The following is a 14,527-nucleotide window of genomic DNA, read 5'->3' as shown; positions in this document are numbered from 1 at the left end:
CAGTTCACCGATCTTTTCCCTGTGCCGCTTGAGCTCCTTCTGGTAGACCGCCTCCATGGATTTCGGATTGACCTTGAGGGCCTGTGTGCCGAACTCAATGAACGTATCGATCCATTGCTGGATCTCGCTCTGCTTCAGATCGTGCTCGCGCGCCACGTCCACGATGGTCTTGTGACCCTTGAGGACCTCCAGCACGATCTCCCTTTTACGATTGGCTGTCCATCTTTGGATACGAACCGGCTTGACGACTTTCCCTTCCATCACGCTCCCCCTTTCCAGGACCAGATTTACCTCTTATTACTGGTCCAGTCCAGTTGGGGGTCACTATACAAAACATAGCATTACACTTTTTTAATAACAATTACGCGTAGTTAAAACATTAAAATGGGGCGTTTTGCGAAACTTGAGTCAAGGACTTAGGGCAGGTGTTCCCCCAAAATGGAAAACTTGATCTGATAGCACGATCGGCTTGCCTTTTTAAGGATATCCGAAAAGCAGAAGCAGAAAGGAGTTACATAAGGTTTAACAAATCAGCCAGTTTCCAGACAAATTGCCCATACCCTTTGCTGACATACACCCCTATCTGAGCAATCAGTGAGTAAGCCAATGCAAACTGGGCAAGTGCATAGAAAGCTATGGTAAACTGACTTATACTGACCACTCCGATACCGAACTGTGATATGTTGATTATTCCGACACCGAATTGACCTATGGAAATCAGGCCTTTAGCAACGACCGGAGTCCTGTTGGGCCTGTATTTGAATGAAACATGGATTAACGGCAATCCCAGAAATGTTGTTTTAGTTTTGTACTCCAGTCCCCAACCGTCCCATTTGTCCTTAGCAGGATCCGGTGTACCGCAATTCGGGCAAAACAAAGCATCTTCACTGATTTCATACCGACAGACCCTGCATTTTTTCATTTTCTCCCTCGACTCACTCATGAAGACGGAAGGGGGACAAATAAAAATGGTCGGGACGACTGGATTTGAACCAGCGGCCTCTGCGTCCCGAACGCAGCGCTCTACCAAGCTGAGCCACGTCCCGACCTTTAAAAACTTATTATCCTAAAAATCCCGGAATGTCCAGAGACAACCAAACAACGGGGTGGTTCATAAAGATGACCACCCCGTTTCTAAGGAATCAACCTTTCAGAGGACTTGGACCCAGGGACTTTATCTTTTCAACCATCTCCCGGGCAATCTCAACAAACCTGTTGGCCTTTCCTGCCCCCACATTGAACAGTGCCACCCGTTCGGGCTCCAGGCCGATATCCTCGAGAATCTTCTGAACGTATTTGACCTTTTTCTCGGCTTTCTCAACGCCGTGCTTGAACTGGCAACTGTCGGGCTGACACCCCGCCACATAAACTCCGTCGGCTCCGTTTTCGAGAGCCTTCAGAATGTGCAGGCTGTCGAGACGTCCTGTACACAAAAGCTGAACCACCCTGACGTTGGGAGGAAGCTGCCATCCCGCCTTGTCGGCCACCTGAGCGGCCGCCGACGCACAATTGGCACAACAAAAGGCAACTATTTTGGGTTCAAAAGCGCTCATATAAACACTCCTTTTTCTTCCGGTGGACCATAAGTTTCACGCTTCCTGTACAAGAGCACGGGTCATCTCAACAATCTGATCGTCGCTTAACTTCCTGTACATTATGGCTTTGCCCGGACACTCGCTGACGCACATTCCACAACCAACGCAAAGTGACGGATCGATATAAGCCGCTTCCTGAACGCTTTCTATGTAAGGGATACCGAAGGGGCAAGTCCTTACACAGGTAAGGCATACGGCACAGCGATCGGGGTTGACTTCGGCCACCACGCCTCCCGTCATGACCACACCCTGGCGCAGAAAACGCAGGGCTCTGCCTGCCGCCGCCCAGGCTTCAACCACACTTTCTTCCACGCCCTTAGGACCAAGGACGAGACCTGCGGCAAAAACACCTTCCATCTCGGCATCGACAGGGCGCATCTTGGCTGGAGACTCTCTCAGGAAACCCTCATCGTTGAGGCTCACCTTGTACATGGCGGCGAGCCTGTCAATGGGCTCCGCATATATGGCCGACTGCAACGAAATGAAGTCGGGTTCTATAAGGAGCTCCCGGCCCAGGATCGGATCAAAGACCCTTACCTTTATCCTGCCGTCTTCAACCTTAACGACGGGTTTTCTTTCCACATCAAACCTTACGAAAAGAACCCCCTTCTCACGGGCTTCTTTGTATATCTTTTCTCTTTCTCCAAAGGTGCGAATATCTCTATAGAGCACGTAAAGATCCAGATCGGGATTCTTTTCTTTCAGGTCACAGGCCGTTCTAACGGCAAAGGTGCAGCAAAGCCGGCTACAATAAGGACGTTCCGGTTCACGGGACCCAACGCACTGGATAAATACACCGCATCTGGCGCTCTTAAAGGCATCCGGATCGTCTATAAGCTTCTTGGCAAGGTCGGACCATCTGTAAATCTCCGGATGATCTCCGTAACAATATTCCCTGGGACGGAGTGAATGGGCACCGGTGGCTATAATCACGGCACCGTGCTTTACGGCAAGGCGATTCCCATTTTGCACTATGGTTGTTTCAAACTGGCCTCCAAAGCCCCTGGCACTGTCCACATTGGCATTGAGCAACACATTGATCCTCGGGTTGTTTTGAACCCTCTTCGTGAGGTCGGCTACGTAGGATTGAATATCCGTACCCTGCCAGGTCCCGTGGACCTTATGGGCATGCCCTCCCAGTCGATCCTTTTTCTCAACAAGCGTTACCTGAATCCCCTGATCCGCCAGGGCAAGCGCTGCCGTCATTCCCGCTATTCCTCCACCCACAACCAGAGCAGACTGCTCGACGGGAACGGCCTTGACGGGCAGGGGCTCGGTCAGGCGGGCATGGAGTACGGCGGCACGGATCTGGTCTCTGAGACGGGTCCTGTGATTTTCATCGGTGCCGACAATTCTCATGTCCACATAATCGTAAAGGGTCGGGTTAAGGCCCGCCTGTTTCATTGCCCACTCAATCATTTCACGATGCATAATGGGGTTACAGCTTGCGTAAATGAGCCTGTTTACCCCAGAGGCTTTGAGCCACTCCGCAACTTTTGCAAAGGCCTGAGAATCCACAAGATCGATCCGCTCAACCGAGGCAACCCCCTGAAGCTCTTTTCCAAATTTCATAAGATCATCCACAAGGGCGTCAAACCCGGCAGGTCTCCCGGGACACACACTGAAAAGAATTCCCACTCTGGGTTCCTCACCGCTTACATCTCTCAGGCTGACACCCGAAGCACCGTCACCACTTCCACCCAGATAGGCCGCAACTCTTGCAGCCGCTGCCTGAGCTTCAGTAACAGACTGAAATACATCACGAGGACCGGTGGCGGCTCCACAGGCAAATACTCCCGGAACACCGGTTGCACAGGGATCCAGCTCTGCCGTTTCTATATAACCGTATTCCGTAAGCTTCACACCAAGCTTTTCGGCCACTTCTTTGACGCCCGGCGAAGGTCTTAGGCCAACGGACAGAACGACCAGATCGAAAACCTCTTCCTTTTTATCGCCGTTCTCATCTACATACTCCAGAACGAGATCCTCACTCCCGGGACCGCGCTCTATGCTGTGAATTCTGGTTCTGACGAATCTAACGCCTTTTTCTTTGGCATTATTCAGGTACTGCTCATAGCCCTTTCCGTGAGTGCGCATATCCATAAAGAATATAGCCGTATCGGCCTCGGGAACGGCATCCTTGAAGTGCACGGCTTCTTTCAGGGCATACATGCAGCAGACGGAAGAGCAATAAGGTGCATCACACTTGTTAACGTCCCTGGAGCCAACGCACTGAAGCCACGCCACCTTTTTGGGCACCTGACCGTCAGAGGGTCTGGTTACGACACCCTTATTCGGTCCTATGGGCTTCTGCATCCACTCGAATTCAACGCTGGTGATGACGTTGGGGAAGGCAGAGTAGGCGTAGGTATCGTAGACAGAAGGATCGAAAGGCTCAAGGCCGGGAGCAAGGATAATGGCCCCCGCTTCAATCTGCTGGCTTCCCTGAAGTGTCTTAACGGAAACTTTGAAGGAAGGAGCAGAGCCGGAAATGTCTTCAACGGTTGCGCAAGTCATGACTTTTATGTTCGGATGCTGCTGGCATGCAATTGCCCGATTGGTCACCTTACAGCAACTGCAAATTGGATATAGTCTGTGGAGCTTGGGAATCAGGCCTCCAAGGGAATCTCCTTTTTCCAAGACGTACACATTGAAACCCTGATCGGCCAGATCCAGGGCCGCATTCAGCCCTGCTACTCCCCCACCAATTACCACAACATTTTTTAACTCACCTGATCCACCCATAAATTCCCCCGAAGTTTGTGTTGAAAGTTTTACTCATTTATTCTCAAACGACTTTGCACTAAATAGATCATTTCTTGTTTCCCGGCGTGTAAATTCAAGAAGACTTCTTTTCAGAAGACACACTTTCAAAGCGATATCATCGTGTACTTATGTGAAAAAAGCATCAGCGTCAAGCACAAACAATGAGAATAGATTCACAAAGCCCGTCAGGCATCGTATCCCGTGAGGTAGTTTTTGCTAAAGGTTCCCGGAACTACCGGTCTGGATTCAAGCTCCGGCGGTGCAAAGCCCCAGAAGACCTTTAAAAAGGTCATTACTATCCGATAAGTAGCGCCCCACAATATTTCAACGGACACTCCGTCCTGATAAAGGAAGCACGGGAAATCCACCCCTTCGTTTTCATCACGACCCGGAAGACCGTACAGCCTGTAAAGAGCGTATCTCTCTTTAAGAAAGAGATCTTTAACGGGTAACCAGATAACCTTTTCAACCTCTCGTCCGTTAACCCGAAGATTCGGATCGCCTTTGATTCTGCCCAGGAAGGGAATAATCCGTTTTTTGAACATAACAAGGTCCTGAGGCGGCAGTATCCCCAGCGGCTCGATTCTAAAGGGATTAAGCCGGAGCTCTTCCCAGCTTTCCCTAAACGCCGTTGACATAAGCAGCGAAATCAGACGTTTTTTCCCGCCTGCTTTTTCAACAAACCAGGGTTTCTTCAAAAGAACGCCCAACCCGATAAGGGTGTCCACCAAAGGCTCGATTCTGCCTCCGGGAAAGCATAAGTCGCCGGGTTGAGGCACGAATCTGCTTCTTTTGTTAAGCATAATCGACAAATGCCCCGATACCTCCCTGAGGGGAACGAGCACGGAAGAATAATTTCCAAGGTCCTCAAAGCGCAACACATCCAGTATCTCCGGATATATTTCCCGGGAGCGTGCTTCCAGATACTCAAAAGACCTCTCTTCACGGAAATCTAGTTCGGACATTTTTCCAGAAATTCCTCTACATAACGAAAAGACACTTTTTGCCACGGCTTTACTTCGGGTGCAAAAACCTGAATTTTCAAGGCTTCCACAAGCCACCTCAGCTCTTCGTAAAACCTCTTCAGCATCAGAGCATCGGGACGGCTCTGTATGCGCTTTTTAAGCTCCTCCAGCTTCGTTTCAAAAGGCCTTATGGTTCTTTCCTTTTCCACGTCCTTATCAGGGGACGTATAAGCCCGATCAACCCGTATGTTAAGTGCTTTAAGGCACTTCAAGAGCTTATCGAAATCGTCGAAGCAATATTGATTCAGAAAATCAGGCGGAACGAGTTGCTCGAGTTCATTTTCCATACAAGCCATCCGTTCGGAGACTGCCGGCACCTCCTTGCCCTGCTTCTCCCTGTAGCGCTCTATTTTTCGTCTAACAAGGTCACGCTCCCGTAATATTTCACACACCTTCTGAAATCGTTCCATCCCCTTGAGCGCAAGTTCGTGCCGTACACGCTCCAGTTTTTTACGTAACCCATTCATGTCAAAAGGTACAGGGCCACGGAGTTCGAAAAGGTCTTTTATAAGGAAGTCAACAAAAAGGCCGGGGAAGGGCCCCTCTTTTTGCATAAAAAAAAGGGCTCCCCGTAGATCTTCCGGAGGTGTCCAGCACTTTACGAGCTTCTTAAGATCCTGATGCAAAACACGGCGGATTAAAACCAGAATTCCCTTTTCATTGGCAATCATGGCTTCATAGCGAACGGGAAAGAGTCTGATACAGATCCTCCCGAATTCTTCCACAACCCCCGGATAGGCAAACCTTTTGTGGCCCGTCCCATCTTCACCAATCATTATTTCTTCCGGAATATCCTCCGGGAAATCCTCAATCCCTTCCCGTTCCCACTTCTTTCTCGCCCTCTCCCAGAGGTCGTCTTCGTAGGAAATCGGGGCGGTTTTGCGTAGCTCCTCGAGGTCTCTTCCGGAAGCTATTACTCTGCCTTCTCCGTCAACGATTTCAAACCTGAACTGCAGATAAACAGGAAGTTCCACCGATCTCCATTCCTCCGGAGCTATTTTCATGCCCGTAATTCTATAAACGGCCTCGCTGAGCCTGTGCCAGAAGTTCCCCTGCCCCCAGGACATGTCGGCTAGCACTTTTTTGACCGTCTCTGCGAGAGGAATAAATCGCCTTCTGACGTCCCTGGGCATACCCTTAAGGAGGAATGTGACTTTTTCTTCAAGATAACCGGGCACAAGCCAGTCAAAGGGCTCCGCCGGCAGCGACGCAAGCCAATTTACCGGAACAATTGCGGTAACGCCGTCTTCATCGCTGCCGGGACTGAACCGATACACCAGCTCTATCTCCATCTGGCCTATTTTTATCCGCCCCGGAAATAACCGCTCCAGGTCTTCGGAAAGAGCCTCTCTGAGCACGTCCTCACGGGACAGCTTCAGGAAATCATCACCACCCCGGGCTCTGATAAATTTTTCAAAAGCCCTCAGGCTCCAGACGTTTTCCGGAATTCGGCAACTGTAAAACCCATAAAGCCTATCCCGGTCCACAACGAGCCCTCTTCTGCGGATCTTTTCTTCCGTTTCCCTGACTTCCTCTATTATGCGCCGATTATATTCGATAAAGTCAAAAGAACGCCCTATCCTGCCATCTACGAGGGCTTCCGTTATAAATACCTTTCGCGCCTCCCCGGGATTAACCCTCCCGTAAATCACAGGTCTTCGCTCAACCACCGGGAGGCTTCCGAAGTGTACCTTTTCGAAGGCCACCACATTGCCTTTACCGGAATGCCAGTGAACATCAAAGTAACTCTTCCTGCACAGATGAATCCCCACTTCTTCGATCCACTCCGGTTCAATTTCGGCCACAATGCGGGCAAAAGTTCTGCTCGTTTCCACAACTTCCGCGGCAACAATCCACTTCGGTTCCCCTTTTACCCCTGAGGAAGGATGAAGATACAGCTCCTTGCCGTGTACGGTACGATATTTCCCTTTACCCTCATGCATTGCAACCTTTGTAAGGAAACCGCTTATAATACTGCAATGAACATCTTTGTAATCGGCGGTCTTCTTGCTCTTTTTAAGCATCCTTTGCTCTGACAGCACTGCTCTGAGTTCGTCCCTTACAGAGATCCATTCCTGAATACGCCGGTAGGACAAAAAATGCTTCCTGCACCAGGCACGCAGAGCATTCCGACTGGGAGCCCTTTCTGCTTCACGATGATAGGCCTTCCATATATTAAGAAGTGTGACGAAGTCGGATCGAGGATGCACGAACAATCCATGGACCATGTCCGCGATCTCTTCTTCTCCAAAAGGCCGCTCCCTCGGATCCTGTATACTCAATGCCGAAACGATCGTGAGAACCTCATCGGTTGCCCCTCGCCTTCCCGCTTCTATGAGTATCCTGCTGAGGCGGGGATCCAGCGGAAATCGGGCCATCTTCCGGCCCATAGTCGTGAGTTCTGTGTTTTGTTCCACAGCGCCGAGCTCTCTCAGTACCGCATAACCGTCCTTTATTGCGGTTTTGGGAGGAGGATCCATAAAGGGAAACTCGTCAACGCTTCCCAGCCCCAGGTAAAGCATTCTCAGGATTACCTCCGCCAGATTAGACCTTCTGATCTCAGGCGGAGTAAACTCGGGTCGCTGAAGAAAGTCTTCTTCGTCGTACAGCCTCACACATATTCCGGGCTTCGTGCGCCCACACCGGCCTTTGCGCTGTTCGGCACTGGCTCTGGAGATTTTTACAATGGGCAGCGCCTGAGTACCCGTTTTTGGGCTGTACTGAGGAACCCGTGCAAGTCCCGTATCCACGACGCATTCAACGTTTGGAATGGTAAGCGATGTTTCCGCCACGTTGGTTGCAACGATTATCTTTCTGTGAGGAGTAACTGCAAATATATCTGCCTGCTGCCATGCAGCCATTCTGGCATAGAGCGGGTATATTTCCGTGTTATGGTAGGATTTTTCCCTGAGTCTCTGAACCGCTTCTCGAATATCCCGCTCGGTGGGCATAAAGACAAGAATATCGCCCTTTACTTCAGCAACGAGGTCGTCCACCGCATCAACAGCGGCATCAATGTAGGTCACGTCGTCTTCGTCGGGTATCGGCCTGTAGCGAACTTCCACGGGATAGGTACGAGACGGGATTTCCACAACAGGAGCATTGTCGAAAAACCCTGAGAACTTTTCGGGGTCGATGGTCGCCGAAGCAATGATAACCCGCAAGTCCCGCCGAAGCTTTATGACCTGTTTTAACATTCCCAGGATAAAATCTATGTTGAGCGTCCGTTCGTGAGCCTCATCAACAATTATCACATCGTAGGATTCAAAGAGGCGATCGTTATTGGCTTCCGCAAGAAGAATACCGTCGGTCATGAACTTTATGATCGTTTGAGGGCCAAGAGAATCTCGGAACCTAATCCTGTATCCCACAAGCCCTCGGCCGAGGGACTTTAATTCCTCTCCTACTCTGTGAGCAAGGGAAACGGCCGCTATTCGCCTGGGTTGAGTACACCCAATGAAGCCCCGACGGCAAAGCCCTGCTTCAAGACATATCTTGGGCAATTGCGTACTTTTACCCGATCCGGTTGCCCCGGAAACGACAACCACCTGAGATGAGTGCAAAGCAGCAAGGATTTCCTGCCGCTTGCTTGAAATGGGCAGATCGGCCGGATAATTGAGTTCCTCAGGCTTCCATTTAGCTATTCTTTCTACATGGGGTTTAAGCATTTTAAATTACTTGGCAATCATAGCCCTCATCATATCCGCCGCATTTTCCGCATGATTGGAAATTTCCCCAATGTACTCGACGAGGCGAATGAGATGAAACGCCTGAAGAGGGTTATCAAAAGGGAAGGCGAACAGGTCGGCCAGCAACTTTCTCTCCACCTGGTCGGATTGAAACTCGTATTCCCTTATTTGCTTTATTGCATCTTTCACAACCTGGCGTGTTTCTTCCGAGAAGGATTCGAAGTAACTTTCTGCCGCCGAAACCATGGGATGAATTGCCTTCAGAGAATATATGGACCTGTCAACGAGCAAGAGCAAATCGTCAACCAGTTCGTCCGGTACATGGGCAAAACGGTAGGAGAGCCAGTGGAGAACGTTTTGCACAGAATCAAGGACCTTATCCTGCTCCCTCAAGTAGGCGAACAACTGGAACTTATCCATGGGAAGAAGAACGCCTCGAGGAAGATGTCCCCGGATATTTCGTTTTATTATGTCGCCCTGGGACTCCAATACTATAACCTCATTGTGATAACGCTCGAAGTCCCTCTGATCTCCGTCCAGATAAGCAATAACAGCCATACGATATACCTGAGAAACTTCCCGTATAACATCGGCATGCTTCTTCAGTCCCGGGAACGGCGAATGCCTGAAGAGTTTGAGAAACGCTGTTCTCATGTCAAACACTCCTTTGACCAATAGGGATAATTTTTCTCAAAGAAACAAAAATTTGAGAATTTTAAATATTACCATAGTCGGGATGGCCGACAGCGGGAGAGTTACTACCCAATAAAGCACTATACGCCAGACGACCCCAAAGTCAACAGCGCTTATACCTCCTGCAAGACCAACTCCTATGACCGCACCTACTGCGGCATGAGTTGTGGACACGGGAAGGCCCAGCTTAGAAGCCAGCAGGACGGACGTTGCCGTTCCGAAATCAACCGAATACCCCCGTGTATTGGTAAGTGTGGTAATCTTACTGCCCACCGTTTCTATGACCTTGTATCCCCAGGTAAAAACACCCAGTGCTATAAAGGCTCCTCCAACGGCCAGCAGGTATGTTGGAACGGGCACAGTGGGTGACACATTATGGGTCCGGTAAATTGCGTATATACCGGCCACAGGGCCGATGGCGTTTGCTACGTCGTTGGCACCGTGAGAGAACGCTACGTAGCAGGACGTAAATATCTGAAACCTGCGAAATGCCTCTTCGACGACGTCTTCCGAAGAAGTTCTTAAAAACTTCCTTACCCATAAAAAAGCAATTGTTCCTGTAAGCAGGCCACACATGAGAGCTATAATCATCGCTTGTATATTGGTTATATTGAATTTTTTCCCCAGAGGCGTTTTCAGCAACAGGGAAAGAGCAACTATGAAAAATGTGATACCGCCGAGCAGGGGGCTCCAGCGAAGCATTTGCGATAGACGCTCGGGATGCTGTAATATGCGCTTTCTGACAATGTTAAAGGTTAAAAAAGCAAGTATTCCGGCAAATATGGGGGATATAATCCAGCTCAAGATTATGGCAAAGAGCTTTCCCCAGTAAACGGCCTTTATTCCTCCTTCAATGAGTCCGAAGCCCAGAATAGCGCCCACAATCGAGTGAGTTGTGGAAACGGGAAATTCACTCCAGGTTGAAAAAAATACCCAAAATGCCGCCGCCAGAAGAGCAGCCAGTAACCCCAGCATCATAACCTGAGGGTCGGCGGTTATAGCATGGGCATCGATAATATTTTTGCGGATGGTCGTGGTTACATGAGAACCCACGAGGACGGCACCGGCAAAATCGAGAATACCGCCGATAAAAACAGCCTGACGCAAAGTAATAGCCCGGGCCCCTACGGCAGAAGCCATTCCGTTGGCAACATCGTTGGCTCCTATATTCCACGCCATGTAAGCGCCCGCTAAAAAACCGGCGAGAACAATCCAGAACTCCATATCGTCCTCCGGAAACAATCCTCATCAGCCAATTAGATCAGACAAAATTCCGCAAAGGATTACCATAAGCAACCCGGCAGATAAACTCTTTACTGTAACAAAAGAAAAGACTCAACAAGGTAATCCCGGAAGAGGATCTACAATCGGGTTGGATTATTCCGCCTTTTCCAAAGCATCTGCATATCTGGCCATAACAAACAGCAGATCCGCCAATCTGTTCAGAAAAGCGGGCACTTCTTTTCTGATGAATTCACCTCTCTCCCGCAGTTCGGAGCATCGTCTTTCGGCACGCCGTACTATGGTTCTGGCCAGATCAAGCACTGCCCCGGTCAGGCTGTCGCCCGGAAGGACAAAACGGCGGGGTAAGGTTACCTGCTCCTGAAACTTCTCAATCCATCGTTCCAGTCTGGATATGTGTTCCTCGGTGATGCGGTAACGGGAATTCCGGTCGGAACAGGCCAGTTCAGCTCCGAGCACAACAAGGTCCTGCTGTATTTCGGTTATCGTGCTTTTCAGCTCGGACAGCCCGGTAAGCGCTCTGGCAATCCCCAGAGCCGAACTGGCTTCATCAATAGTCCCATAGGTTTCCGGACGAATATGATGCTTGGGAACCCGCTCTCCCGAAAGAAGACTCGTTTCTCCCGAATCGCCTTTTTTCGAAAAGACAAATATTTCTTTCCCTTGAGAAGGCCTTTCCATAACCACCGGCTCCGTCAGTGCTTGGGCATGTCGTAAAGTTTTTTCAAAAAACTTTCACCGTAGAGAGCCCGAATCTCCTGAAGAAGTTTATTGGTGGCATCTTCAATCCGGTTAACTTCTTTTTCGTCCACCATCGCATCGTCCAGATCGGAAAAGGTCTGCTTAAGCCGTTTGAAATGTTGAATTATATCGGGACTGATCTTACCCTCACCGAGCCTTTCATTCAAATCAAGGATTGTATTAATACAGCTCTCCAGCCTATCCTTCGCCCTTTTCGACCTCTCCCTGCGCCGACCGAATCGGAAGATCATCTCCTATTCAGCCTTCAATATCTGCAGTTCTTCCAAGAAGGGTTCGTAAAATTTCCTCAATCGCACCGTTGTATAATGGAGGAGTTCCCCTATGAGGTCAACGTTATTCTTGTTCACAACAAGGTCAACCCCCAGCCTGAAGGCAGCCCAGAAATCTCGCGTCCGTAATTCCTGACCGAGAAGGCAAACATAAAACTTCCGCCTTATGTTCATGGGAAGGCGTTGTAAGTAATGGAGCAAAATATTCCTATCCAGTCCCCCACCGTCAAGAGCCTCATCTATTATCACAACGGAAAAATCCCCCTGTCGCAGTGCAAAAAAGCCGTCCCTACCCCGGTTAACCAAATGTACCTGATATCCTTCCCTTTGCAACGCACCCGAAAGACTTTTACCCAGTTCAACATCTCCGGTACAAACCAGCACTCCACCAGAAATCTCAAGAAAATCCGGACCCTCTTCCAGCTCTTCATATTTCCACTTCTCGATCTCTCTCTCAAAAACATCAGCCACCGCTTCTTCTCTTTCAACGATCACTTCTTCCCGGCAACCGGGGCATTTTACGCGAACCTTTTTTCCGAAGGGCACTTTATCGGCAGGCACGTAAAAACGCTTCTGACACTTCTGACAATACGCAACAATGTAATCCCTTTCTTCGTCGCGAGCCGTACGACCCGTAACCGTTTCATCACGAATCCTGGAAGCCTCCAGAATAAGATACTGCCAGTCGCTGTCAATGGTCACCCTGTTTCGCCATTCCCCTGCCAGAGGAGTCCAGCGAAATTCACCCTGCTTCCACAGGGCGATCTCAAAAAAGGCTTCCTCTCCTTCATGCCGTGCCGTTTCTGCGTGAAATACCCTTCCGTCCCCTATGCAAATGATGCCTTCTCCATCAGGAGATGAAACCTGCAGCCTGACCTCTGCACCACTTGTGCACAAAAATTGAATCAAATCCAGAAGTGAAACACCCGCCAGCGTTCCTCTGAATCCCTGCATAGCCTTATCTCTCCTGTAACTCCGAAGTTATGCCGACTAATAAAAAACAAATAACTCTCGCCTGATTTTTCCGGGAGGCACCTTAAAGACCTGTCTGATTTCTCTCATCACCATCTTTTGCATGGGTGCCGGACCGCAAACGTAGAAGCTTGCGTTATCGGGGTTTACGTATTTTTTAAGAACGCTTCCCGTAACCAGGCCCTGCTCCCAGAAAAATCCGTCCTCTGCCGTTTCTTCCCGCATCTTATCCGTTATCTTCTGCTCACTCAGAACGTGAACGACCCTAAACCTATCCGAGGACTTCACAAACCTGGATAGTTCCGAGTAGGCCACTATGTCCTTTTTGGCCCTGTTACCCCAGATTAGAGTGACCGAAACGGGGATGCTGTTGTCTCTAACATAGCGCATCATGCTGAGAAAAGGCGTAATTCCTATTCCGCCTGCTATGAACACGAGATTTTTCTCCCTTTCAAAGTCGGGCGTGAAGATTCCGTAAGGCCCCTCACATAAAAAGACCGTACCGGGCCTGCAGGTCCGGAGCTTTTTGCTGAAACTACCAACGCCTTTCACGGTACAGCAAAGGGAGTCACTACCTGGAGGGCAGGAAATCGTGAAAGGATGTGGATCGGACCACCCCCATAGCCGGGACTTCATACGAATGATCATAAATTGTCCGGGCCGTCGGCGGGCAAAGGATCCCTGACCTTCAGGTCTGATAAAGCGGCAGGTATGGACATCATGAGTCTCATAGTCAACACCTTCCAGAAACCACCTGAAGTTACGACTGCGCTGCAACAGGTAATTCAGACGATAAACACAGCACCCACCCCATACAAGTGCAAGACCGGCCCAGGGGACAAGTAGCGGAAAGCGCTTTACGTCTGATGCAAGAATCAAAGAATGCCCAAAGGCGGTAAAAATACCGTAGTAAATCATCGAATGCAGGGGCTTCCATATACGAAAAGGGATGAAGCCCCGGGATAATCTCGCCACCTTGGCAGCCGTAACCGAAAGCAGAATAACCAGCAATCCCCATCTGGCGGCAACCAGGGCATTTTCAGAAATTGCCCAGGAGTAAGGAAAAAACTGAAAAAGAAAATCCCAGCTCCACTTTTCACCGATCGATGCGGAAAAAGAAAGAGTCCGAAAGATGACGTGAATTATTGCAAATAAAAGTACTAGAGGCCCAAGAGCAGTATGAAACCGTATCAGCCGATCGAGCCCGAAAGCCCTCTCCACTAACGGGAGACGAACGCCTATTACCGTCATGATTACGGCGGTATAAAGGGCCAGTAGTCCGAAGAGATTTCCCACACCCCCGAGTTTGTTGCCCCAGGGCGCTTTTAGAAAACCCGGGACATATTCAACTCCCCAGGCAACCACCACAATAACGAACAACAGGAATGCCAGGATGCACCAGAGGAACCTCAAAAACTTCAGCCCCCACATCATTCACTCCTTCATACCGAATTAACCAGGTGAGTTCACATTGGACATCTTTTTAGCGAAAAGAGCCAGTGAAAACAAAAAGA

General features: G+C 49.7%; 12 protein-coding genes and 1 tRNA gene. All 13 read right to left on the bottom strand.

Annotated elements, in window-relative coordinates:
- The coding region (locus BM091_RS07050) for a helix-turn-helix domain-containing protein (protein WP_281243980.1) at nucleotides 1-279 on the bottom strand (279 nt) is incomplete at its 3' end.
- Nucleotides 280-511: 232 nt separating this feature from the next.
- The gene (locus tag BM091_RS07045) at nucleotides 512-922 is read right to left on the bottom strand and encodes a zinc ribbon domain-containing protein (protein ID WP_093394563.1); all 411 of its coding nucleotides are present in this window, start codon (nucleotides 920-922) and stop codon (nucleotides 512-514) included.
- Between the two features lie 47 nt (nucleotides 923-969).
- Nucleotides 970-1,046, bottom strand: a tRNA-Pro gene (locus BM091_RS07040).
- 96 nt (nucleotides 1,047-1,142) lie between these two features.
- Nucleotides 1,143-1,553 carry a hydrogenase iron-sulfur subunit gene (locus tag BM091_RS07035; protein WP_093394561.1) on the bottom strand — a complete coding sequence of 137 codons (411 nt, stop codon included), beginning with the start codon at nucleotides 1,551-1,553 and terminating at the stop codon, nucleotides 1,143-1,145.
- A 36-nt stretch (nucleotides 1,554-1,589) separates the two neighbouring features.
- Nucleotides 1,590-4,340 (bottom strand): FAD-dependent oxidoreductase, encoded by a 2,751-nt coding sequence (locus BM091_RS07030; RefSeq protein WP_093394559.1) that lies wholly within the window; start codon nucleotides 4,338-4,340, stop codon nucleotides 1,590-1,592.
- A 206-nt stretch (nucleotides 4,341-4,546) separates the two neighbouring features.
- Nucleotides 4,547-5,326 carry an NUDIX hydrolase gene (locus BM091_RS07025; protein WP_093394558.1) on the bottom strand — a complete coding sequence of 260 codons (780 nt, stop codon included), beginning with the start codon at nucleotides 5,324-5,326 and terminating at the stop codon, nucleotides 4,547-4,549.
- Entirely contained in the window at nucleotides 5,314-9,054 is a 3,741-nt protein-coding gene (gene hrpA, locus BM091_RS07020) for an ATP-dependent RNA helicase HrpA (RefSeq protein WP_093394556.1), read from the bottom strand. Before hrpA ends, BM091_RS07025 begins: the two co-directional genes overlap by 13 nt.
- 6 nt (nucleotides 9,055-9,060) lie before the next feature.
- Nucleotides 9,061-9,729 (bottom strand): TIGR00153 family protein, encoded by a 669-nt coding sequence (locus BM091_RS07015; RefSeq protein ID WP_093394555.1) that lies wholly within the window; start codon nucleotides 9,727-9,729, stop codon nucleotides 9,061-9,063.
- A gap of 36 nt (nucleotides 9,730-9,765) precedes the next feature.
- On the bottom strand, nucleotides 9,766-10,992 hold the full coding sequence (locus BM091_RS07010) for an inorganic phosphate transporter (protein WP_093394553.1): 1,227 nt from the start codon (nucleotides 10,990-10,992) through the stop codon (nucleotides 9,766-9,768).
- A 153-nt stretch (nucleotides 10,993-11,145) separates the two neighbouring features.
- Nucleotides 11,146-11,691, bottom strand: coding sequence for a cob(I)yrinic acid a,c-diamide adenosyltransferase (locus BM091_RS07005; protein WP_093394552.1), 546 nt, complete (start codon nucleotides 11,689-11,691; stop codon nucleotides 11,146-11,148).
- Nucleotides 11,692-11,705: 14 nt separating this feature from the next.
- Complete coding sequence (locus BM091_RS07000; RefSeq protein WP_093394550.1) at nucleotides 11,706-12,002, bottom strand: hypothetical protein; 297 nt, start codon at nucleotides 12,000-12,002, stop codon at nucleotides 11,706-11,708.
- 3 nt (nucleotides 12,003-12,005) lie between these two features.
- Complete coding sequence (locus BM091_RS06995) at nucleotides 12,006-12,995, bottom strand: response regulator (RefSeq protein ID WP_093394549.1); 990 nt, start codon at nucleotides 12,993-12,995, stop codon at nucleotides 12,006-12,008.
- Nucleotides 12,996-13,031: 36 nt separating this feature from the next.
- Nucleotides 13,032-14,447 (bottom strand): ferredoxin reductase family protein, encoded by a 1,416-nt coding sequence (locus BM091_RS06990; RefSeq protein WP_093394547.1) that lies wholly within the window; start codon nucleotides 14,445-14,447, stop codon nucleotides 13,032-13,034.
- Nucleotides 14,448-14,527: the final 80 nt, after the last annotated feature.

The organism is Thermodesulforhabdus norvegica, from assembly GCF_900114975.1.
Taxonomy (GTDB): Bacteria; Desulfobacterota; Syntrophobacteria; order Syntrophobacterales; family Thermodesulforhabdaceae; genus Thermodesulforhabdus; species Thermodesulforhabdus norvegica.
Note: the sequence above shows the minus strand (reverse complement) of the source record. Positions and strands in the feature narration are given on the sequence as shown.

Excerpts from the sequence above, each read along its gene's own strand:
- BM091_RS07010 (WP_093394553.1), bottom strand. The coding sequence starts at position 10,992 with ATGGAGTTCTGGATTGTTCTCGCCGGTTTTTTAGCGGGCGCTTACATG.
- BM091_RS07045 (WP_093394563.1), bottom strand. The coding sequence starts at position 922 with ATGAAAAAATGCAGGGTCTGTCGGTATGAAATCAGTGAAGATGCTTTG.
- BM091_RS07015 (WP_093394555.1), bottom strand. The coding sequence starts at position 9,729 with ATGAGAACAGCGTTTCTCAAACTCTTCAGGCATTCGCCGTTCCCGGGA.
- BM091_RS06990 (WP_093394547.1), bottom strand. The coding sequence starts at position 14,447 with ATGATGTGGGGGCTGAAGTTTTTGAGGTTCCTCTGGTGCATCCTGGCA.
- BM091_RS07030 (WP_093394559.1), bottom strand. The coding sequence starts at position 4,340 with ATGGGTGGATCAGGTGAGTTAAAAAATGTTGTGGTAATTGGTGGGGGA.
- BM091_RS07005 (WP_093394552.1), bottom strand. The coding sequence starts at position 11,691 with ATGGAAAGGCCTTCTCAAGGGAAAGAAATATTTGTCTTTTCGAAAAAA.
- BM091_RS07025 (WP_093394558.1), bottom strand. The coding sequence starts at position 5,326 with ATGTCCGAACTAGATTTCCGTGAAGAGAGGTCTTTTGAGTATCTGGAA.
- BM091_RS07035 (WP_093394561.1), bottom strand. The coding sequence starts at position 1,553 with ATGAGCGCTTTTGAACCCAAAATAGTTGCCTTTTGTTGTGCCAATTGT.
- BM091_RS06995 (WP_093394549.1), bottom strand. The coding sequence starts at position 12,995 with ATGCAGGGATTCAGAGGAACGCTGGCGGGTGTTTCACTTCTGGATTTG.
- hrpA (WP_093394556.1), bottom strand. The coding sequence starts at position 9,054 with ATGCTTAAACCCCATGTAGAAAGAATAGCTAAATGGAAGCCTGAGGAA.
- BM091_RS07000 (WP_093394550.1), bottom strand. The coding sequence starts at position 12,002 with ATGATCTTCCGATTCGGTCGGCGCAGGGAGAGGTCGAAAAGGGCGAAG.